Annotated in this window: 22 protein-coding genes; 11 read left to right on the top strand and 11 right to left on the bottom strand. The window is 55.3% G+C overall.

Annotated features, from left to right (window positions below):
* Positions 1 to 320 precede the first annotated feature (320 nt).
* Entirely contained in the window at positions 321 to 1,382 is a 1,062-nt protein-coding gene (locus BMZ14_RS03885) for a PEP-CTERM sorting domain-containing protein (protein ID WP_083396610.1), read from the top strand.
* On the opposite strand, the gene BMZ14_RS03880 is transcribed toward BMZ14_RS03885, so the two are convergent.
* From BMZ14_RS03880 to BMZ14_RS03865, 4 genes are all read right to left on the bottom strand, one after another.
* Positions 1,376 to 1,606, bottom strand: a complete 231-nt coding sequence (locus BMZ14_RS03880; RefSeq protein ID WP_256208362.1) for a hypothetical protein — start codon at positions 1,604 to 1,606, stop codon at positions 1,376 to 1,378. The genes BMZ14_RS03885 and BMZ14_RS03880 overlap by 7 nt on opposite strands.
* A gap of 499 nt (positions 1,607 to 2,105) precedes the next feature.
* Positions 2,106 to 2,438, bottom strand: coding sequence for a hypothetical protein (locus BMZ14_RS03875; RefSeq protein WP_074794885.1), 333 nt, complete (start codon positions 2,436 to 2,438; stop codon positions 2,106 to 2,108).
* 70 nt (positions 2,439 to 2,508) lie between these two features.
* The gene (locus tag BMZ14_RS03870) at positions 2,509 to 2,742 is read right to left on the bottom strand and encodes a hypothetical protein (RefSeq protein WP_074794883.1); all 234 of its coding nucleotides are present in this window, start codon (positions 2,740 to 2,742) and stop codon (positions 2,509 to 2,511) included.
* 231 nt (positions 2,743 to 2,973) lie between these two features.
* Positions 2,974 to 3,480: a helix-turn-helix transcriptional regulator gene (locus tag BMZ14_RS03865; protein WP_074794880.1), complete on the bottom strand. Its 507-nt coding sequence runs from the start codon at positions 3,478 to 3,480 to the stop codon at positions 2,974 to 2,976.
* A 178-nt stretch (positions 3,481 to 3,658) separates the two neighbouring features.
* Between BMZ14_RS03865 and BMZ14_RS03860 the strand changes: the two genes are divergently transcribed.
* The 4 genes from BMZ14_RS03860 to BMZ14_RS03845 all read left to right on the top strand — a co-directional run bounded on the left by BMZ14_RS03860 (position 3,659) and on the right by BMZ14_RS03845 (position 6,803).
* Positions 3,659 to 4,636 (top strand): YdaU family protein, encoded by a 978-nt coding sequence (locus BMZ14_RS03860; protein WP_177186904.1) that lies wholly within the window; start codon positions 3,659 to 3,661, stop codon positions 4,634 to 4,636.
* A complete protein-coding gene (locus BMZ14_RS03855) occupies positions 4,626 to 5,303 on the top strand; it encodes a DUF6475 domain-containing protein (protein WP_074794876.1) in 678 nt (225 codons plus the stop codon). The genes BMZ14_RS03860 and BMZ14_RS03855 overlap by 11 nt, the downstream gene beginning before the upstream one ends.
* A gap of 338 nt (positions 5,304 to 5,641) precedes the next feature.
* Entirely contained in the window at positions 5,642 to 6,166 is a 525-nt protein-coding gene (locus BMZ14_RS03850; RefSeq protein WP_074794874.1) for a hypothetical protein, read from the top strand.
* Positions 6,167 to 6,509: 343 nt separating this feature from the next.
* Entirely contained in the window at positions 6,510 to 6,803 is a 294-nt protein-coding gene (locus BMZ14_RS03845; RefSeq protein ID WP_074794871.1) for an EexN family lipoprotein, read from the top strand.
* Positions 6,804 to 7,023: 220 nt separating this feature from the next.
* Here BMZ14_RS03845 and BMZ14_RS03840 read toward each other — a convergent pair whose 3' ends face one another.
* Complete coding sequence (locus BMZ14_RS03840) at positions 7,024 to 7,566, bottom strand: SRPBCC family protein (RefSeq protein WP_083396609.1); 543 nt, start codon at positions 7,564 to 7,566, stop codon at positions 7,024 to 7,026.
* 461 nt (positions 7,567 to 8,027) lie between these two features.
* On the opposite strand from BMZ14_RS03840, the gene BMZ14_RS03835 reads away from it, so the two are divergent.
* Entirely contained in the window at positions 8,028 to 8,240 is a 213-nt protein-coding gene (locus BMZ14_RS03835; protein WP_074794868.1) for a PH domain-containing protein, read from the top strand.
* 46 nt (positions 8,241 to 8,286) lie between these two features.
* On the opposite strand, the gene BMZ14_RS03830 is transcribed toward BMZ14_RS03835, so the two are convergent.
* The 3 genes from BMZ14_RS03830 to BMZ14_RS03820 all read right to left on the bottom strand — a co-directional run bounded on the left by BMZ14_RS03830 (position 8,287) and on the right by BMZ14_RS03820 (position 11,572).
* A complete protein-coding gene (locus tag BMZ14_RS03830) occupies positions 8,287 to 8,973 on the bottom strand; it encodes an endonuclease/exonuclease/phosphatase family protein (RefSeq protein ID WP_074794865.1) in 687 nt (228 codons plus the stop codon).
* Between the two features lie 110 nt (positions 8,974 to 9,083).
* The gene (locus BMZ14_RS03825) at positions 9,084 to 11,234 is read right to left on the bottom strand and encodes a VTT domain-containing protein (RefSeq protein WP_074794862.1); all 2,151 of its coding nucleotides are present in this window, start codon (positions 11,232 to 11,234) and stop codon (positions 9,084 to 9,086) included.
* On the bottom strand, positions 11,231 to 11,572 hold the full coding sequence (locus BMZ14_RS03820; RefSeq protein ID WP_074794859.1) for a hypothetical protein: 342 nt from the start codon (positions 11,570 to 11,572) through the stop codon (positions 11,231 to 11,233). The genes BMZ14_RS03825 and BMZ14_RS03820 overlap by 4 nt, the downstream gene beginning before the upstream one ends.
* A 396-nt stretch (positions 11,573 to 11,968) precedes the next feature.
* On the opposite strand from BMZ14_RS03820, the gene BMZ14_RS03815 reads away from it, so the two are divergent.
* Positions 11,969 to 12,184 carry a hypothetical protein gene (locus BMZ14_RS03815; protein WP_074794856.1) on the top strand — a complete coding sequence of 72 codons (216 nt, stop codon included), beginning with the start codon at positions 11,969 to 11,971 and terminating at the stop codon, positions 12,182 to 12,184.
* A 3-nt stretch (positions 12,185 to 12,187) separates the two neighbouring features.
* Positions 12,188 to 12,526: a DUF4410 domain-containing protein gene (locus BMZ14_RS03810; RefSeq protein ID WP_083396608.1), complete on the top strand. Its 339-nt coding sequence runs from the start codon at positions 12,188 to 12,190 to the stop codon at positions 12,524 to 12,526.
* 146 nt (positions 12,527 to 12,672) lie between these two features.
* On the opposite strand, the gene BMZ14_RS03805 is transcribed toward BMZ14_RS03810, so the two are convergent.
* The 3 genes from BMZ14_RS03805 to BMZ14_RS03795 form a co-directional block, all read right to left on the bottom strand.
* On the bottom strand, positions 12,673 to 13,047 hold the full coding sequence (locus BMZ14_RS03805; protein WP_256208361.1) for a chaperone modulator CbpM: 375 nt from the start codon (positions 13,045 to 13,047) through the stop codon (positions 12,673 to 12,675).
* Positions 13,044 to 14,042 (bottom strand): DnaJ C-terminal domain-containing protein, encoded by a 999-nt coding sequence (locus tag BMZ14_RS03800; protein ID WP_074794851.1) that lies wholly within the window; start codon positions 14,040 to 14,042, stop codon positions 13,044 to 13,046. The genes BMZ14_RS03805 and BMZ14_RS03800 overlap by 4 nt, the downstream gene beginning before the upstream one ends.
* A gap of 229 nt (positions 14,043 to 14,271) precedes the next feature.
* Positions 14,272 to 14,850, bottom strand: a complete 579-nt coding sequence (locus BMZ14_RS03795) for an HdeD family acid-resistance protein (protein ID WP_074794848.1) — start codon at positions 14,848 to 14,850, stop codon at positions 14,272 to 14,274.
* Between the two features lie 256 nt (positions 14,851 to 15,106).
* Between BMZ14_RS03795 and BMZ14_RS03790 the strand changes: the two genes are divergently transcribed.
* The 3 genes from BMZ14_RS03790 to BMZ14_RS03775 all read left to right on the top strand — a co-directional run bounded on the left by BMZ14_RS03790 (position 15,107) and on the right by BMZ14_RS03775 (position 18,900).
* Complete coding sequence (locus BMZ14_RS03790) at positions 15,107 to 15,484, top strand: hypothetical protein (RefSeq protein WP_074794846.1); 378 nt, start codon at positions 15,107 to 15,109, stop codon at positions 15,482 to 15,484.
* Positions 15,485 to 15,636: 152 nt separating this feature from the next.
* Positions 15,637 to 16,101 carry a flagellar hook assembly protein FlgD gene (locus BMZ14_RS03785; protein WP_074795547.1) on the top strand — a complete coding sequence of 155 codons (465 nt, stop codon included), beginning with the start codon at positions 15,637 to 15,639 and terminating at the stop codon, positions 16,099 to 16,101.
* Between the two features lie 279 nt (positions 16,102 to 16,380).
* Complete coding sequence (locus tag BMZ14_RS03775; protein WP_218144967.1) at positions 16,381 to 18,900, top strand: mechanosensitive ion channel family protein; 2,520 nt, start codon at positions 16,381 to 16,383, stop codon at positions 18,898 to 18,900.
* Positions 18,901 to 18,939 lie beyond the last annotated feature (39 nt).

Genomic DNA, 18,939 nt, shown 5'->3' with positions numbered 1-18,939 from the left:
GGTTGGTCGGGTTAGCACAGCGTAATCGGCAAGATCAGTTAGTGAAATACAGGATCAAGCAGTGAGATACAGGATCAGTCAGTGAGATACAGGATCAATTTGAAGGGGTGGGGCATGAATAACTGGGCGAATTGGACTCGAGGCTGTCGGCTTACGCTGCGCTAACCCGACCTGCCTCTACTACCTCTGGAGTCTGGCGCACTTGGGTGCCGGAGAGAGGAGCCCATTTCATTGAGTCACCTGGATAATTGATTTTTCCGGAAATCCGCCTATCCTGAACCAAGAGCAGCGGGATCGTGTCCTTTCAGCAACTCTGGTCAATGTCAATAATGTGCCGACATCGTAAACTTCTGTTCACCGTTATCTTGACGGTGCTGACTGGCGTGGCAAATGCAATTCCGGTTGATCCGGATGGCGTGGGCATTGATGCCGCTATAGACGTGCAACGCCTGGAGTGGCGTCCGGCCAATACGTTGATTACACCGGTCGGTAATGCCTCAATATTTACGCATCCCTTGGGAGATATTTTCCAGCTTTACAGCCATGCCTCGCTAAGCGAATTTCAGGACGGCAATGGCAGCCCCATCGGCAGCTCGGGATCGGACAGGTGGACATACATTGCCGGGTATCAGCAACAGGTGGTCTCGACAATTGGCGCCAACGTCGTGCTGGATGCTATCGGCGGAGGTGATAACTTCTTCAAGTTATATTTTGATGCCACGCCGAATGCGCACGCCGCCAATGGTACGGGCTACGGCCCTGATGCGACCAATACGGACCCGGTGCTCGTTCTGTCTGGCACGGTTAGCGCCTCTACCGGACAAACCGCTATTTCTGCCGTGAATGTTGCTCCGGGTAATCTCGACAATTACGGCCCTGATGATTACCCCGGCGTGGACAGTATCACGGCGTCAGGGAGTGGTTCCCTAACGGTAACAATTGAAAGTGTTGATCTGGCTTATTTTCCTGCAGGTCTGCCCCCAGGGCTCGGCCTGGATTTCCAGCTTGCCTTTGATTTGCCGTTTTTTCAAGCAGACCCTTCCTCATGCTTCAAAAATGGGGCTGGAGAATTGATTGACGGGGCGGGGCCCAATGCTCTGGATGGCCTGCAGTGCAACGTCAATACAGTAGGGGGCATTAATGGAATTGATGGGCAGAATCTGATCTTCATGACGGACTCGTCAGCACTGTTCAACGAGGTTTCGCCGGCACCGGAACCCGCGTCTTTGGCGCTATTGGGAGCGGGGCTGGTGGCAATGAGGATGGCAAGACGCAAGGGGAAGGGGGGAAGTCAAGTCGGCACAGACAATGCCATGCATGGGCTGCTGGCTCACTCTGCACCAGCCAGTCTCGGCAATTACCATATCAAAAAGTGCTATTGATTCAATTCATCCAGTTTCGCCGCCGCCAGGCAAACTGCTTCGCGCAGGGTTTGGCCGCTCGTCTTTATCTCGTCGCAGTATAAGGTGAAGCCGCCGCGATACTGTGGAGTAGGGCGGGTGTAGACCGCCTGGTCGCAGTATTCGCCCAGCCAGTCCAGTATTTCCCTGTCGGAGAGGTTGAGGGGGGCTGGCCGATGTTCGGTCCACAATTCTTTCCAACTCATCCAGCGCCCAGCCCCCTTTCCCATGTTAGCCCCAACTTTTCCCTTCAGTTAACGCACCCTTTCAAATCGGGCGGAATTCCGCGCCAGGCACGGCCTGGACATTTCTTTGTGCCTTTCCGTCTCCAGCCGCTTGTCTTTCCACGCCACCGGGGGCTTACTGGATCGAGGCTATGCCGGATCGGGCTACACATCTGTTTCGCGGTGCTACAAGCAACTCATCGAACCGGGAGTTGTTTTGCAGCATGGAGAGCATATTACAAGTAAATCTTGTAATTGTCAAGACAAAACTTGTAAGCTGCTACAATTCAAGGGGACGTATCAGGAAATTTATCTATTCGGCGGGAAGCAGAAAAACAGTACAAGGGTCACAAACCGGCGGAAGCCGGTATTCAGCGTTGCTCCAACGCACGGCACTGCTGATAGCTCGGAAATGACGATTCATCGCTATTTGCTGGCTGCGTCGAGTGTTGCCAACGGACGATGCGGGATCGCCGCGTTGTTACCGGCTTGGAATTCTCACGAAGGGCGATTGGGCGTCGCCGCGCTGATGGGCGCGCCCTGGGCCGTACTCCACAACGTGGTCATCCTTTAAAATCACCGAATAGTCCACTACGTCCCGATAGGAAGTGCCGAAAAGGGAGCGGGTGCCGCTGCTTCGGTCGACGTAAAGCAGTACTTCGTACTCGCCGCTGCGCTGGTAGCCATCCGGGTCGCCCGCAACTCTTATGACCTCCGCTTTTGTCATGCCCTCATACAGGCCCGTCATCTTTCCCCGAGTCGCACAGGAGGAAAGGATCAATATGCCGAGCAAGACCAAAATAGCAGATTTCATAGTGAGCTCCGGGGATATAAATAATCTGTTCAGGTTATTACTGCCGGTCAATGCAAAGATTCCGGCGATGCTAACTCTCCAATTCCTTTATAAGTAACGCAACTTCCGCCACTTCAGCTAAAACTTCCTTTACCGCATGTTCGAGGGTATAGCTGCGCTTTTCAGCTTCACGCAGGTGTTCCGGGAATCGCATGATGTATTGCTCCAGCCTTGCCCGCGCTTTTTCCGAAATATGAAAAGCAAACAGCATCTCCAGACTGTCGTAAGGCAAGTTGCTCTTTGAGCTGTTTGTAAAGGGTTTCATATCGCCAAGGGCCTTATCTAATCTGGCTTATCTGCCTGCCGGCCTTACCGGACGACTTTCTGTTCCGGCCCCCATTCGCGCCACGAGAGTTGCGAATTCCGCCTCGTCCCAAACCTTTCATAATCGCTGTCATGCTGTTCTTATCCCTGGTTCATCCATCCCGTACAGTTCTGCTAGCTGCGGCGCCTGTCGTTTTTTCGCCGGTCTATCTGATGCCTGTCATGCACCCTTCTATCGGACTGCCGTCTTTCCTCGACCCTTCGTTCCTGCCTCGGACATCCGACGCGGAGGAAATGCCGGAGACGGATGAGGAGCCATATCAGGCTTGGGCAGGGGTTTGAGATCCACCTCGGGCGCCACCTCGCCTACAAGAGCCTTGCTTATCGTCACAAGCCGGGCAGCATCTTCTTTCGACATGCGCCGCATTGCTTCGACAACCTGATTGATGAGCGGGTCGTTATTTGAAGCCGGCTTTTCAGCAGTGACTTTCGAGGATTCGCCGGAGGCTTTTTCTTCCTGCATGGCCGTTGCAGACTCTGAAGAGATTCCGAAATGCGTCAGTGCTGGCGGCAATTTGAGCACTTGCGCGATCTTGTTCAACCTTTTCCCCCGTGGCTGGGTTGCGCCCGCTTCCCATTGTTGGACGGCTTGCGGCGATACGCCAACCAGTTCGGCCAATTGAGATTGGTTCAAGTTGAGTTTTTCACGGCCCTCACGGATTATCTTCGCGATATTCATGCATTCATAATACAAGCAACGCTTGCAATGCGCTTACAAGAATTACTTGACAGGTACAAGTATTACTTGTAATAATGTCTCTATTGGAGGTCTGGTCAATAAAAAAAGTTCGTTTTTTTCGCCGACCAAGGCAATTGACCAGCTGATGTCCAATTACCGTCGAATAAATGGAGTTTCTGTGAACTATTATGAACGATATTGCGGCGACTACCAGCGCGATACCGCACACCTTTCTCTGGCTGAGCATGGCGCTTATACCATGCTGCTCGACACTTATTTCAGTGTTGAAAAGCCATTGCCTGAAGATCTGGCCAGCCTCTACAGGGTTTGCAGGGCAATGACGCGGCTTGAGCAGCAGGCGGTAAAGAACGTCGCCGAGCAGTTTTTTCCCGTTTCAGCAATTGACGGGTTGCGCCATAACCACCGCGCCGACCGCGAAATTGTAAAAGCGCGGCCAAAAATAGAGGCTGCGCGGATCAATGGAAGAAAAGGCGGCCGTCCTCCCAAAGAGAGTTCCCGGCAGGTCCCGCAGAGCGCCCCAAATGCATCTCATCGCATACCTGATGGGTTATCCACGGGTTCAGGCAATGCGATTACGGAAATACCCCCCGGGAAACCCGCTGGCAAAGCTCACCAGCGCCAGCACCAGCCCCAACACCAATTCCAACGCCAGTTCCATACAAACACAGGCTGCGGTTATGCAGACACTATCGATCTGCCGGAAGAGCAGGCGTACATGGATGGCCTTGTGCCTGATTCTGTTTCACCCGCGCCTCACCTCGTTATCAGCCCCGGGGTTCTTGAAACCGAGAGCCGGGGCGCGCTACCTCCGGGCCTGGCAGGCGCATGTTGTAAAGCCCTGGCCCGTCATGGCGTGCAAGGCTGCAATCCGCATCATCCGATATTGCTCGCACTACTGCAGGCCGGCGCAGTGGAGGATGAGTTTGTGCAGGCTGCGGCTAACGCGGCCGCCAAGGGAAAAGCAAATTTCGCTTATGTCATCGGCACGGTGAAGCGGCAACGCGAAGAGGCTGCGAAGCTGGTCTTGCACCAGGGGCGGATGCCCAACAAGCAGGAATTGCTCGAGTCATCCAATAAGGCGGCAACGGAAGGATGGGTGCCGCCGGAATTGAGGGACACCAGGCATGCAAACTGATGAATTCCAGAAATTCCACGAGGGTATTTCCGGCGTGATGGGATTCTACGGGAAAAGCGTATCCAGATTTGCGCTGGATGTGTGGTGGACAGCGCTCAAGCGATACGATCTTGCCGCAATCGTCGACGCTTTCAATCGTCATCTCGCAAACCCGGATGCCGGGCAGTTCGCACCCAAACCGGCCGACATCATCCGCATGCTGCAGGGTTCGACACAGGATGCCGCATTGAGGGCCTGGGCCAAGGTTGATCAGGCAGTGCGCCGGGTGGGTACCTATTGCGACGTGGTGTTCGACGATGCGCTGATTCATCGCGTAATCCAGGACATGGGCGGCTGGATCGCACTCGGCGCCAAAGCCGAGGATGAATGGCCGTTCGTGGCGAAGGAATTCGAGAACCGCTATCGCGGGTTTTGTTCCCGCAGCGAACGTCCACCTTATCCGCCGACTTTAGTTGGCATTGCAACGGCACACAACAATCTCAAGGGCTTCAAGAATGAAAAACCGGTTCTGATCGGAAACGAGCAGGCAGCAATGCAGGTGCTGCATGGCGGGACGGATCAGCCTGCGCTGGGATTGAAACGCATGGGCGAAGACTTCGACGAGGCCGTGGGCGAAGTGCTGTACAGCGAGAACAGGCGGATGGAAAAAGCAGGAAAGACCGCTTGAATCGATTACCTCTCCAACAAGGTGGAGCAGTTTTATCAAAAGGATGGAAGGCTATTCAAAACATGGAGAACGGGAATCAACAGAATGACAGAAGAATATCAGGACCGGGGCAGTAAATGAGAGCGAATACCAGTAAGGCGCGCGATAGCTGGTTGCATCTGGAGCGCTGGGAGTACGGAAACCCGGAAGAGGTGGCAGCACGCAGGCAAGCGCAATCGTGCCACGGCTGCAGATTTGAAGAAACAGTCCGTCTTGCCTCGCAATACTCGAAATATTGCGGGAAAGGACGAAAACATGGGAAACATTGTGCGTTATATCAACCAGAAGGAATATGACAAGTGAAATTCAGGAATCCGGAGCATGCCCTGAGATGGGCTTATGAAACCACCAGCAGGCCAATCGTGAAAATCTCTTCCGTCAACGTAATGCGCGGGCCTGAGGGGGCAGGGGAGACCGGCGCAGACGGGGAACTGACCGCCTACGACCGGCATGCCCAGGCGGCGTTGATACTAGCCTTGTGCGAGCGCGTATTATCTGACATGCATATAGCCTACATACGGGTTCAATACGGCAGGGAAGCAAGCGGGTTCGATTTGCTTGTGCGTCATCTCGCGGCAAATTTTGGCACGGGAATGCACAGCCGGAGAGGCGTCGAATTGATTATCCGGACCTATTGCGGGCAAAAGACGGGTTTGCGCGAACTCAGAAAAACCATGTCGTGCGGAATGCTCAAGGCCGCTTCACTTCGCAACCGGGGCTATGATGCCCTGGATATGATCCATGTGCAGGCCATGGATACATTGCAAAGAGAAATGGAGAACCGGGGTTTATTGGAGAATGCCGACGTGAGCCAAATGGCGTAGCTGGATCGCGACAAAGAGAAGAGGGCAGGAGGCGGGCTTCCGATAGAGGGCAACTGGCGCCCGGCCCAGGCTCCTGCCAACGCTGTTTCAATCATCCTGAATCTGATGGCTGGACGGAGTGTGTTCAATCCGCCCCGTAGCGAACTTATCAAAAAGGGAAAGGGCGGGAGATGTAAATGTTCTTGAGTATCAAAACGCTAAACTGAAAAATAGGCACGCAAGTGCCGGATTCAGGATCATGGTTCGCTAGCGCACAGAGTGATGCCGCGTGACGTGTAATGCTCAAAATCGGAGTGAAAACCGAATTGTTGACAGCTACCCTTTCAATTGAAGAGTTCAAGCCATGAAAACGAAAAAGAGCGTAATCGCCGCGCCAGTAGCGGCAAGCGTGATATTGATGTCGATACTGGCGGGATGTGAAACTCGCGACGAGCAGGATGAAGTCCGCACGGTCGATTGGTACGAGTCGCACGACGCCGAGCGAGCGGCAAAGCTAACAGACTGCATGACCAATCCGCGCATGCTTGACGCGACTCCGGATTGCATCAATGCCAGCCGGGCAGAGAACAACGTAAAAGCCAATACCAAGTGGGCGACGCCGGATGAAGGCGTCAGGACAGAGCCCGCCATCCCCTGACCGGGATTCGAAGCAGGCCAGCTTCGTGGAGGCTTTGCGGCTGCGTAGCCTCCGTTTCGATTTTGATTGTTGCACGGATGCCGGAGAATTGGCGCCGGACTTTGCCGGGCAGGGTGTCCCGCTGTTGCGGGGTACCCGGCCTCATCCTTTCTCCAGCGGGATTAGCCGGGCAGAAATCGCCGGGCGGATACGATCAGCAAACAGGCCGTGACAGGACGCCCTAGTGCTGAGGGACCGAACCCCGCCACTCGCCGGTTTCGTGCCCGCGGTTCTCGATGAAATCCTTGAAACGCTTCAGGTCTCCACTGGCACGCATCTTTACTATTCCCAGTGCATCGCCGACTTCTTCAACGAAGCCTTTGGGGCCGTAATCCATTTGCAACACGATACGGGTTACGGAATCGGAGATCTTGTAGAACTTGACGATTCCCTCGTTTTTAGCGCCGCTCGTGCTCCGCCAGGCAATACGCGTATCCGGGATCTGCTCCGTGATCTCTGCGTCCCATTGTTCTTCCTTGCCGCCAATTTCCGCCCGCCAGTGCACATGGGTGTCATCCAGCTGCCGCACTTCGATTACTCCTTTCATGAACTTGGGAAAATCTTCAAATTGAGTCCATTGATTGTATGCCGTGCTGATAGGCACATTAACTTCGATCGAATCTTCGATTGTTGAAGTCCCCGAATCACGATTTTTTTTCATCTTTTTGGATAACATGACTCCGCCTGCGGCAACCGCAGCGAGCGTTACAATTTTTCCTATCATTTGAATTTCCTCCAGTAAATATCTTCGGTATTCAGGAGAGCCTCGCATCCGCAGCTCCGCGGGATCTACCGCGGAAGCCTTGGAATTTTGAAAGACTACTCGACCAATGGAGACAAATTTGCCCGTATCTCACACTCGAGAGAGGGTTGAGCCAAACATATCGGACAAATTTACCTGTATGTAGATGATGTCCTCACACGCACGGATGATCTGTGCGGTTGTACACGTAGCGAAAAATTTCGGTAAGCGGGATCACTCCTGGTTCGTGCGCTATCGCACCGATGATTCGTTGCCGTGTCAAATACTCTTCCATTAACCTGAAATATTTTTACGGCACAGTAACAGCTGAAGAATAAGGAGGTTAATCGGCCGAATCCGGAAGCCGGCCGGCTGATCGTGACAGATAAACGCTGAATCATTACTGCCCAGCATATTCCTGTTTTATTTATGGAGATAATAAGATGAACGCTGATTACAAAGGATACTGCATCGTCACGGGATCGGAACGAGACGATCCCTCGGGCTCATGGAACGGCCGTTACCGGATTCTCGATGATAACGGCATGGTTGTTTATGAAAGCTTCGTCGAGCCGATGCAAGACGAGCATAAGGCGCACGAGGCAGCCGATGTAGAGGCCCGCGCCTGGATCGACAGGAATCCGCAGGAAAAATAACGCGGTCTCCGACGAGAGAGACAAATGAATATTGTTTAACACGGGGTCAGATTTCAATAATCGCCTTCAAAGGCAGGTGATCGGATGCGACGCGGGCGAGGCCGGTGGCATGCACTTCCAGCCTGGCGAGCCGGCGGCGCGGATGTACCCATAGGCGGTCCAGGGCCATGAAGGGCCGGCGGCCAGGGAATGTCGCGGGTTGCGGGGTCCGTTTGAAGTGCGCATGCAGCCAGCGCAGGGGGCGTCCCCAGAGAAACCATTCATTCAGGTCACCCATCAGCACATAAATATCGTCGAGGCCAATTTCGAACAGCTTGAGCAGCCGGCGAACCTGCTGGCGCCGCTCCCACGGCCTGAGCCCAAGGTGCGTTGCCACTACCTGCACCCGCCGCCCGTTGCCGGCGAAGGTGACATCGAGCGCTCCACGTGGTTCGCGCCCCGGCAAGGTCAGGTCAACGCGGTTGACCTTCAGGATGGGAAGTTTTGTCAGTATGGCGTTCCCATAGTGCCGGGTTTCGCGCTGAAGGGTGGGACCGGCAATGGGTGTCAGTCCTGTTTTGGCCGCCAGATAATCCAGCAAATCACAACCATCGACGTCATGATGCTCGACCTCTTGCAACGCTATTATATCCGCATCAATCTCCTGCAATACCCGCGCGACGCGGTCGGGCTCGAAGCGGCCGTCCGTGCCGACACATGCATGTATGTTATAGGTAGCGACCTTTAGCTGCATGGTTTACATGAAGAGCTCGAAATTTCCCGCAGCGAAACATAGGCCGTGACGGGCGCTTTACTCCCAACGTTTTTGCTGTTGCACACCGGGACATCATGCCCCGCATCTACTCAATCGGATTGCGCTCTCAGCCGATCGTTCCGATGCTTTTCTCCCCATTGCCAGAGCTTCCAGCCGCCGACGATAATGACCGCGATTACGGCCACTAATATCGCGAAGGCCGGCAGATCGGGTTTCTGGAGGGTCGCCGCCAGCCGGTCTGTAAACAGGGATATGCCAGTCATCCCGGGCAACATGCCAATGGCGCTGCCAAGGACAAAGTCGCGGAAGCGGATGTGGGACGCCCCGGCTATCATGTTGATGACTGAAAACGGCGCGAACGGGATGATGCGAACAATGATTATCGTCATTAAGCCGCGACGAGCCAGACGCTTGTTCAATTCCCTGAGCTTCTTGCCGGCGAACCGCCGCACTGTGTCACGGCCCAGCCAATGACCCAGCGCGAAGGTCAGTATCGCACTCAACAATGCCCCCAGCATTGAATATAGAAAACCCTGCCATGGACCGAATATCAGTACGCAGACAATGATGAGCACGGTAAGGGGGAATGCGACCAGACCGCTGACAATGAAAACGCCGAGTGCCAGTAAGGGGGCGCCGGGGGTTTGTTCCAGTTCGGCGGCGAAGCGAACAAGTTTGTCGACATCGACCCACTCGCGAAGAGGAGACAAATGCCAGGCGGCGGCCAACCCTATAATAGCCACCAGTATCGAGACGATCAGGAAGGTGTGGTTGCGTACCGGTTCCCGTTCCTCTTCAGGAACGAACTCTCTCATCAATTCGTCCGGATCGATCGGACGTCCCGGATCGACGATCTCTTCATCCGGCACCAGCGCATCCACATCGGCGGTAACGCGAAATGCCAGCGGACGCACAGTGCGTCCCGAACCGCGAAGAGATTCAATAGTGTTGATCAGAGAACGTTCCCGTTCCATGCATTCTTCTATCCTGCCTGCTTCCATGCCAAGATGCTCACTCAGCAAGCGGGTGCGAAAAGCATGTATCGCGCTGCGTATATGAGCCTTGCCGCTTGCCTCGAGAACAAGATCGCATTCGGTATCGAGACCCATGGAACGGTTATTCAAATTGGCGGAGCCAATCCGCAACAGTTCATCATCGATTATGATGATCTTGGAGTGTACGTTAACGCATTCATCGTCCAGACCAGGTATACAGGGCTCATAGAGCCTCAATCGTTTGTAGAGGTCCGCTTTCAGGAGTTGTTTGAATAAGCGCTCGCGCAGGACATCCATGGTATTACGCGACAACCAGCCGACAGTATGCTCGGGAAGGAGCAAAACGATTTCCGGCCCATCTTCCTCCTCCAGCCGCTTTGCCAGGGCAGCGCTTATCTTGCGCGCCGTGAAGTATTGGGCTTCGATGTAGATCGAATCACGTGCCGCCGCGATGGCATCCAGCAGGAGCCGCTCGACCTCGCGCACCTCCGCCTGGCTCTCGTACTCGGGAATGGTGCGGGCGATGGCGACCTCGGCATTTTCGAGATCAGGCTTCAGGTAGTCCGGCCAGTAGCGCCAACCAGGCCCTGGCTGGATATCTGGAGCAGGCAGCTTCTTGCCTGTCGCATGAAACCAGCGGTCGCGCGCAACCTCGCCCAGTGCGGCCGCCGCCGGGCCCGAGACCATCATCTGGATATCGTGATAGGGCTGTGGAACCGGTTCTGTTTCAAGGTCGCGCCGCCGGGGATCACAGGGCAGGTGCTCGGGCGTATCCCAGCGTCCCGTTGTCAAATCCAGTCCTCCCGCGAACGCCACCTGGTCATCAACCACGACAATTTTCTGATGATGGCACGCTCCGGTCGGATGGCGGTCATCCAGGCAAAAGTGCAGGCGCGGGTGGCTGCTCCATTTCTGCTTGTAAAGCGGCAGCCACTCCCTGTCCGGAGCAAAGATCATGACGAAGTCCCAATCGAGCACATGGATATGGAGTTGATCATTGCGCTCGACCATTGCGTTGAGGAAGTCGCCCAAGCCGACCGGGAGTCCGTCGGATTCTTCTTCCCGTATGAGGTTCACGCGGCTATCGATATCCCAGGCCATGATCAGCACTGAACGCCGCGCCTGTTTTACCGCTTCACGGAAAGCGCGAAAAAAATCCGCCCCATCGACGATAAAGGCGATCTGATCGGCGTGATCGATACGCCAGCAGTTATCTCCCGGCTTAAGAATGGTGGAACGGGTCATTGCTTTTTTACGTTCGCAGAAGGAAGCGTGATGAGCACTTTTGGAGGACTGACGACCTGCACCGTAGCGTCCGCGCTGGCGAGTGCTTGCGTAAGCGTGGCAAATTCCTCCAGGCCGGTGACAGTTGCGATTTCCGCCAGAAGTTCCGGTCCTCCTGAAGCGTCAATTTCTTCCAGTTGCGCCGCCGGTTTGCCAGGATGCAGCACCCGGAACAAAGCATGGTTATAGTTGGAGGGCAGCGTGACTTCTATACGCTCGCCCTTGTCCAGTAGTGACGGTATTGATGCTATCGTTTCATGCCCGTGCCACGGCAGCTTGATCAAAGGTTCTTTTTCCATTCCTCGTTCCTGATTGGTCCAATGGATGCAATGCCAGATTCGAGCCCGTGGGCGCAAGGCCCAATGGCGTCCCTGCTACGATGCCAGACCTAATCCTGCTCTTCCGTTCGTTGTCGTACATACATGGGCAGGATAGTCGCTCATCAGCGGCAGACGCTCCCCGCAATGACTGTCGGACCAAGATGCGCTAATCCAACGATCCCCCGGCTTGGCAGTATTGCTCTAGCTCAACCGTATTGATACTATGCGATCCCGTATTCAAGGATCGGCGAACACGTGCATTCACGTTGGTGATATTCGTGTTCCGCTTTTAATGGACAGGGATATCGGAGGCTGAAACATGTTCGCGGATATCTGAAGCCAATGTCGAATTATTCACAAAAGGGGAAACTATATATGTACGGTTCAAGCAAGGCCTTCAAAGTCGGTATTTTGTTTGTTGCAGGGGCAGGACTATTGCTTACAGGCTGCGCGACGACCTCGCCTGATGCGAGATTCAAGGAAGCGCTGCCGAAGGAACATTATCTGGCGGCGAACGACACCGCCGCTGTGAAAGTAGAGGGAGGGGAGGGCGTCACGATTGAGGAGCTTGAGAAACAACGACTGGCCTGAACCATATCGGGAAAGATCGATGCTCAAAAGATCCAGAATGGGGATACTCGTGGCAAGCGGGAATTCGAAATCGTGGTGCAGGTGACGAGATATGATAAAGGCAATGCTTTCGCGAGATTCATGCTTGCTGGTCTTGGACAAATACACATAGACGGCAAAGTCTCGGTTTTGCTGCTGCCGGACCGAAAGAAGGTTGCGGAATTCGACATCGACAAGACGTTCGCCTGGGGGGGAATCTACGGTGGCGTGACATCGATCGAGGACGTGGAGCAGGGGTTCGCGGAAGGAGTGGCAAAAGCGGTGACGAACGTAAAGGAGAATAAACAGGCTGCTGGCTACTAGCCTCGCGCAGCAAATGACATCGGATTACGCTGCGCTAATCCGACCTGCACCTCCATCTGCGTAATCCAACGAACTGTATCTAAGGTGAGGAAACGGAAGCAGTCTGGACTGGCGTAGCGTGATCCACCGAACCGTCTGAACCGCTGTCATTCACCGTTCATCATCACGTCGATGGTATTCAGCCGTTGCTGCAGGGTTTCGATTTCATCCAGCAACTGCAGGGCCAGCGCTACGCCAGCCAAATTGATGCCGAGGTCGTTTTGCAGCCGCAGCGCAACTCTGGCGCGTCGCATTTGATCGCTTGCGAAGCGCCAGAGATGAGGCTCGCGTTCTTCCTCCGATTCCGGGGTGAGCAGGCCCTCGTCGACCAGTTCGATAATGTAGCCTGTCTGCACGGCGCAGGCGTGGCTGAACTCGGCGAGCGTGAGAGCGTGTTGCTCGTCGATAATGATCGCGTTCCGCTCGGTTCGCGAGTCGGCTGGCTTCTCGCCTGACATCCCGGGCGGCTTTCTCTCCGTCATGTCTGCACTCCAAGTCTGGCCCTCGGGTTGAACGATTTAAACTGTTCGGCCATGCCGCGGTAGAACGCTTTCGCCGCTTCATCGTTGGCGGGTGGCGGAACAATGCGCAGCACGACATAGAAATCCCCCGGCGTTTTGCCGGGAATGCCCCGCCCTTTCAATCGCAGCTTGCGGCCGGTAGCGGACTCCGCAGGTATTTTGAGTTCGACAATTCCTTCCGGCGTAGGGACTTTCACGGTGGCGCCTAATGCAGCTTCCCAAGGCGCAACCGGCAGATCAAGATATACGTCGCTCCCATCGACGCGGTAATGGGAATGCTGGCGGAATTCGATTTCAAGATAAAGGTCGCCCCGTTTGCCCTGTCCACGGCCCGGTGCGCCCTGCCCGGCGAGGCGAATATACTGCTTGGGCCGGATCCCCCGCGGAATGGCGACATTAAGCCTGTGTTCGCGGGTCGATACATGTCCCTGTACATCGACCTCGGGCACCTGCAAGGTAATGGTGCGGGTAGCGCCGGTATAGGAATCTTCCAGATCGATCATTATCTTGGCGTAATGATCCTCGCCAGGGGCATGAAACGAGGCGCCGCCGCGTCCTCTACCGCCGCTCGCATTGCCTGCCGCACCGCCATATGCGTCATAGCCTGATCGAAAGCTTCGGCCGAACAAGGATTCGAAAAAATCGCTGTACTGGGACGCGTCGCCGCCCCCAAAACCCCGCTCGGAAAACTCGAAGCCTGCGTTCCAGTCTGGCGGCGGCCGAAATTCCTGGTTTGCTTTCCAGTTCGTGCCGAGCTGGTCGTAAGCCACCCGTTTCTCGGGATCCTTGAGCACTTCATAGGCCTCGCCCAGTTCCTTGAAGCGTGCTTCAGCCTGCGGTTCCTTGCTTACGTCCGGGTGATACTTCCGTGCAAGTTTTCTGTAAGCACGCTTGATATCGTCCTGAGAGGCGTCGCGCGCAACCCCCATGATCTTGTAATAATCCTTGTATTCCATTTATATTTATGTTTCCGGTGGGCAGGCAGTTAGCGGAACCTCCGCTTGAACCTCGTGAAAGCGAACTGGTATGACCTTCAGCGCCCTCGTCATTACAATCTTGCGACGAAGGCGCGCTACCAAAGGTTTATGCGAAGGTACCTTGGAAAAGCAAGCGCGATGTTTTGCTCAGACATTGAACTTGATTCTCCTTTTATACAACCAGAGTCGGCGTTCTGCAACCCGGCTGTCAGTGACTGCCGTGCGGAACTCCATGAGGCCATGCATCATCGCCGCTTTTCCAGCTGCGTGCGCGCCAGGCCAGCGCCAGCAGTAAAAGCCCTGAGACGATAGCGTACATACTGATCAACCATACCAGGGCTAAAGCTCCCGCACCGGGGAAGAAGAAAACAAATACCCCGAATGCGATCGAGATAATGCCATTGAGGATCAGGAAGCCTTCGCCGCGGATGGCCTTGCGCAAGCGGATCGCCATGACAATATCCACAATGCCGCTGCCCAGCGCGGTGGCGCCTATGAGTAGCACCAGCACCACAGCCGTCAGGTTTGGAAGCATGAAAACGACTATTCCTGCTCCGATTCCTACCAATCCTGCCAGGAGCATCAGCCACCAGTCACTATTATTTTTCCGGTTCTTCACAGCGGCAATGGCTGATGCCGCTCCTCCAATCAGCGCATAGGCGCCGAACATGACAAGCAGCCACATGAGGGTGATTCCAGGCCAGAATGCAGCGAGAACGCCAAATAGCAGCGAAACGATCCCGCGCAGGGCGAGCGAACGCCACGATTTGGTAAATAATTCGTTCATGATGTCACCTCTCTTTCAAGTACTGCGGTGAAAGCAAGTGTGAATGAATATGGAGCCGGATGTAGTGCGATAACCAACATAAGGACGAATGTTTTGACGCCTTGCTGACGCTACACGGGCGCTATGTGCGGTGGGGCACAGCCATTGAAGTGAATGAAAGGTACAGTAACCTGTTTCAGCTACCCGGATCCTCAAAACCTGAGGGGTTTTCCAAGTCCTGTAAGCGGTAGCCGATAACTTGATAATCGGGCGAGCCATGGTTACTGACAAGAAATCAGACGAGAAATCCCCTTCCGGGCAAACACCGCCGAAACGGGAAACGGGCATGCTGACAGAGAGGGTAAAACTGCCAAAAGCGAAATCGGAGCACCCGGAACAAGATCAGGCGGAGGGACAGCCCTTGCTGCCGCACGAGCGGGACGAGACAACCGGACCAGCCGGTACCGGTCTGGCTAACCAGGAGGGGCGTTCACGCGAAGTGATCGGGCAGGCGGCGGAAGACACCGAGCAAGGACTGAAAGATACGGATCGCAGGGGAATACCCTCTGATATCGTTGCTTCAGGCGTCCCGGGACCGGATACCGCTCCAAAGAACACGCCCGGAGGCAAGGACAAGAAAAGCGATAAGGGTTAAAAAGCGGGTAAGGCCGAAAAAGGCGACGGTTCGGCTTGATCTGCGAGGAAATGCCCGGACAGCCGAGCCGGGAGGCGGCTGTAAAGAAGCCGGGCATCGCCGCAGAACCGCCGGCATTGTGTAAAATTGACGCATTCAAAGGTTTAACTCTAATGAAAACGCATACTCAACTCATTTCAATATTGGCGGCTGCCGTTGTTTTTTCTTTTTCGAGCTTCTCAATCTCAAGCTTCGCTGAAACCGATTCATCAAGGCACAACCCATCGCTTCCAGCCGTGCAAACACAAGGTGATACAGAATTTCTGACGGGGGGAATCGGAAAAGATGAGTCGGACGCAATATTGCAGGAGGGAAAGGCATGGCCCTTGATGCTTGAACTGGCCCAGGCAGCCGACCCTCGTGCCCAATATATCAGTGATGTCCAGATAACCGTCAAGGATAAATCGGGGAACACCGTCCTGGATACCAGTGCCGAAGGCCCTTACATCCTGATAAAACTTCCACCGGGGAAATACTCGCTGGATGCCGTCTACGAATCAGTAAAACTTCATCGCCATCTGGACATCCGGGAAGGAAGTCATAAGAAGATCACCTTGCTCTGGCCCGCTGTAAAATAATTGACTCTCGTGTCTGGTTCGAAGTATTGCCGGCCCGTTCCCGTTGCAGGGGATGGCGATTCAGAAAGGGCGATCCCCGGGGTTTTCCGAACAATTCATCAGGATAACGGTCCCGCGGATGACCCTCGCCGAACTGAGGTTGCCTCGAGACGCGCAATGAAGAAGTAATCTCTCGCGACCTGCAAGTCTTGCGGTAACTGGTTCTCACTACAATTCCCGCAAGAGCCATTGAGTGTTGGCTCCAATTGCTTTTCACTCATGCCAAAGTATTTTCTTCGCTTGATTACGTTATCCGTATCCATGTTTTCCCAACCCAATAAATTTGCTGCCGCACTGCTCTCCCTGTTTTTTTTAGCAGGGAGCGCGGCGTTTCAGAGGGCTTGTGCGGATGAACCCGTGGGTGAAACCGTGCTTACGCCGGCTCAAGCCAAGCGCACGCTTTCCATTCTCCAGGATGACAAGCAGCGCGCGGAACTTGAACAGACGCTCAGCGCAATAGCACAAGCCACAGCTGCTGCGCCAGCCGAGCCCGCTGTGTCCGGCGAATTCGCCGGGCCGGCGGAAGGCGCCGACCGTGTCGTCCCCGTCGCCCCCGTTGCGCCCACGGCAGCAGAAGAAGCAGTGCCTATCGAACTGACTCAAGGCGGACTGGTTGATCAGGTATTCGATTTGATAGGACAGCGCCTGGATATGGTTGTGAATCAGTTGCAGTTCACCGCGCGCATGTTGCTTGAGGTCAAAACGGTGGGCCAGTGGTGGCAGTATAATCTGGGCGTGCCTGAACGACGGTCGGTCGTGCTGGAAGCGTTATGGGAGGCTGCAGTCATACTCGCAGGCGCGCTATTTGCCGAATGGTTGTTGCGACGCGCGCTTTCGCAGCTTCGCAAGCTGGTCGAGGACCGCGCGGCTGATCGCCAGATGGCAATAAACCGCAAAAAAGAAAAAGCGCAGGAAGCGGAAGAAACGGAGAGAGCGGGTCGCAATGCAACGCCTGTAGTCCATTCTCACGCTACGGTGGTACACGGGGCGCCGGCTGCGGATCGCCACTGGAGCCTCCTGCGCCGGTTTCCTTTTGCACTGGCGCACTGGATGCTTGAGCTGATCCCACTGGCCGCTTTTGTCGGAGTGGCCATCGCACTCCTGAATGCATTCGGCGGCCGGGATGCTATATTTTACAGCGCGACGCTGCCTGTCATTGGAGCTTACGCAACCACCCGCATTGTGCTGAGCGTGGTTCATCTGATGGCTTCTCCACTCGGGCAGGGCCTGCGCCTGATGCACATCAGCGATGGCGCGGCGGATTATCTGAATCGCTGGCTGCGGCGCATCGTCATCGTTGCCGTATTCGGTACTGCCATTGCCGATATCTCGCTTGAGACCGGCGGGACGCAGAACACGCATGACGCGCTTTCCAAACTGGTCGGGCTGGTTGTTCACGTCATGCTCCTGATCATGGTCTTTCGCAGCCGCGCCGCCACGGCGGCGGCAATACGCGGTATGGCTGCAGACAGTTCGGGTGCCTGGTCTGGCTTGCGCGGAATACTGGCCGACAGCTGGATTTTCGTCGCAACGTTCTTTATCGTCGCCACGTGGCTGCTGTGGTCCCTGGCGGCGAAAGATGGCTTCCAGAGCGTACTCAATTTTTTTGCGTTGTCTGCTGCCGTCATCGTCGGCGCCAGCCTGGTATCGATTTTTGTTTTGGGCGCCATTGACCGGGCGTTTATTGACGATCGTAAAACGAGGCTGGGGCAGGAGGAGCAGCCGGGGCAGCCGGAATCGGCAGGGCATATTGCTACCGAGGCCGCGGCTAAAAGCACCTATCACCTCCTGGTGCACCGGGCTGTCTCCATATTGATTGCCATCATAGCGCTTATCGTCCTGCTGCAGGTCTGGGGCGTGGATACGCTTTCATGGTTTGAAAGCGGGTCGGTGGGACGGCGGCTCGCCTCCGCGGTTGCCACGATTGCAGTTACCTGCGCATTGGCGGTGGCCGCATGGGAAGCTCTCAATACCACGATTTCCCGGCGAATCGACCAGTGGACGGAAGCTGGCGATGTTGCCCGTGCCGCGCGCCTGCGCACTCTCGTGCCGATGCTGCGTACCATGCTGTTCTTTGTTATCGCGATGGTCGTGCTGCTTGCAGCGCTGGATCAGTTGGGCATCACCATCGCGCCCTTGCTGGCAGGCGCCAGCATTATCGGCGTCGCTTTGGGTTTTGGGTCGCAAAAGCTGGTGCAGGATTTCATTACCGGCATTTTCCTGTTGATGGAGAACGCCATCCAGGTGGGAGATTTCATCACGGTGGCCAACGTGTCGGGAGCAGTGGAGCACCTTTCGATACGCACTGTCCGGCTACGCGCTCCCGATGGCTCGCTGCACGTGGTGCCTTTCAGTTCCGTCTCGACCGTCACCAATACCAACCGCGGCATCGGCAACGCTTCCATCAGGGTCAGCGTGACGGCCGATTCGGACGTTGATAAGGTATTTGCCGCTATCAGGAGCGTGGGTGCAGAGATGCAGGCTGATCCGCAATTCAAGGATCTGATACTGGCTGATATCGATATCTGGGGCGTGGATCAAATAGATGGCTCGATGATTACCATCCTCGGACAAATACGGACTCTTGACAGGGGTCGATGGCCGGTCCAACGCGGCTTCAACCGCCGTATTCTGCAGCGCTTCCGGGAACAGGGAATCCAGTTGGTCAATCCCCAGGAAAGGCAGGTGGTCACTCAAGCTTCCTCCGCTCCACCTGATGGGGAAAACTCGCGGAGCCTCGATACGCATACTGCGGAATAATGCAAGTGATCGCGAGATAAGCTCTTTCTTGACAGGGGT

The organism is Nitrosospira briensis, from assembly GCF_900115125.1.
Taxonomy (GTDB): domain Bacteria; phylum Pseudomonadota; class Gammaproteobacteria; order Burkholderiales; family Nitrosomonadaceae; genus Nitrosospira; species Nitrosospira briensis_A.
This window is presented reverse-complemented; position numbering and strand designations above follow the sequence as displayed.

What these genes read in the sequence shown, in the direction of transcription:
- BMZ14_RS03885 (WP_083396610.1), top strand. Translation starts at nt 321, where the DNA reads ATGTCAATAATGTGCCGACATCGTAAACTTCTGTTCACCGTTATCTTG.
- BMZ14_RS03880 (WP_256208362.1), bottom strand. Translation starts at nt 1,606, where the DNA reads ATGAGTTGGAAAGAATTGTGGACCGAACATCGGCCAGCCCCCCTCAAC.
- BMZ14_RS03875 (WP_074794885.1), bottom strand. Translation starts at nt 2,438, where the DNA reads ATGAAATCTGCTATTTTGGTCTTGCTCGGCATATTGATCCTTTCCTCC.
- BMZ14_RS03870 (WP_074794883.1), bottom strand. Translation starts at nt 2,742, where the DNA reads ATGAAACCCTTTACAAACAGCTCAAAGAGCAACTTGCCTTACGACAGT.
- BMZ14_RS03865 (WP_074794880.1), bottom strand. Translation starts at nt 3,480, where the DNA reads ATGAATATCGCGAAGATAATCCGTGAGGGCCGTGAAAAACTCAACTTG.
- BMZ14_RS03855 (WP_074794876.1), top strand. Translation starts at nt 4,626, where the DNA reads ATGCAAACTGATGAATTCCAGAAATTCCACGAGGGTATTTCCGGCGTG.
- BMZ14_RS03845 (WP_074794871.1), top strand. Translation starts at nt 6,510, where the DNA reads ATGAAAACGAAAAAGAGCGTAATCGCCGCGCCAGTAGCGGCAAGCGTG.
- BMZ14_RS03840 (WP_083396609.1), bottom strand. Translation starts at nt 7,566, where the DNA reads ATGATAGGAAAAATTGTAACGCTCGCTGCGGTTGCCGCAGGCGGAGTC.
- BMZ14_RS03835 (WP_074794868.1), top strand. Translation starts at nt 8,028, where the DNA reads ATGAACGCTGATTACAAAGGATACTGCATCGTCACGGGATCGGAACGA.
- BMZ14_RS03830 (WP_074794865.1), bottom strand. Translation starts at nt 8,973, where the DNA reads ATGCAGCTAAAGGTCGCTACCTATAACATACATGCATGTGTCGGCACG.
- BMZ14_RS03825 (WP_074794862.1), bottom strand. Translation starts at nt 11,234, where the DNA reads ATGACCCGTTCCACCATTCTTAAGCCGGGAGATAACTGCTGGCGTATC.
- BMZ14_RS03820 (WP_074794859.1), bottom strand. Translation starts at nt 11,572, where the DNA reads ATGGAAAAAGAACCTTTGATCAAGCTGCCGTGGCACGGGCATGAAACG.
- BMZ14_RS03815 (WP_074794856.1), top strand. Translation starts at nt 11,969, where the DNA reads ATGTACGGTTCAAGCAAGGCCTTCAAAGTCGGTATTTTGTTTGTTGCA.
- BMZ14_RS03805 (WP_256208361.1), bottom strand. Translation starts at nt 13,047, where the DNA reads ATGACGGAGAGAAAGCCGCCCGGGATGTCAGGCGAGAAGCCAGCCGAC.
- BMZ14_RS03800 (WP_074794851.1), bottom strand. Translation starts at nt 14,042, where the DNA reads ATGGAATACAAGGATTATTACAAGATCATGGGGGTTGCGCGCGACGCC.
- BMZ14_RS03795 (WP_074794848.1), bottom strand. Translation starts at nt 14,850, where the DNA reads ATGAACGAATTATTTACCAAATCGTGGCGTTCGCTCGCCCTGCGCGGG.
- BMZ14_RS03790 (WP_074794846.1), top strand. Translation starts at nt 15,107, where the DNA reads ATGGTTACTGACAAGAAATCAGACGAGAAATCCCCTTCCGGGCAAACA.
- BMZ14_RS03785 (WP_074795547.1), top strand. Translation starts at nt 15,637, where the DNA reads ATGAAAACGCATACTCAACTCATTTCAATATTGGCGGCTGCCGTTGTT.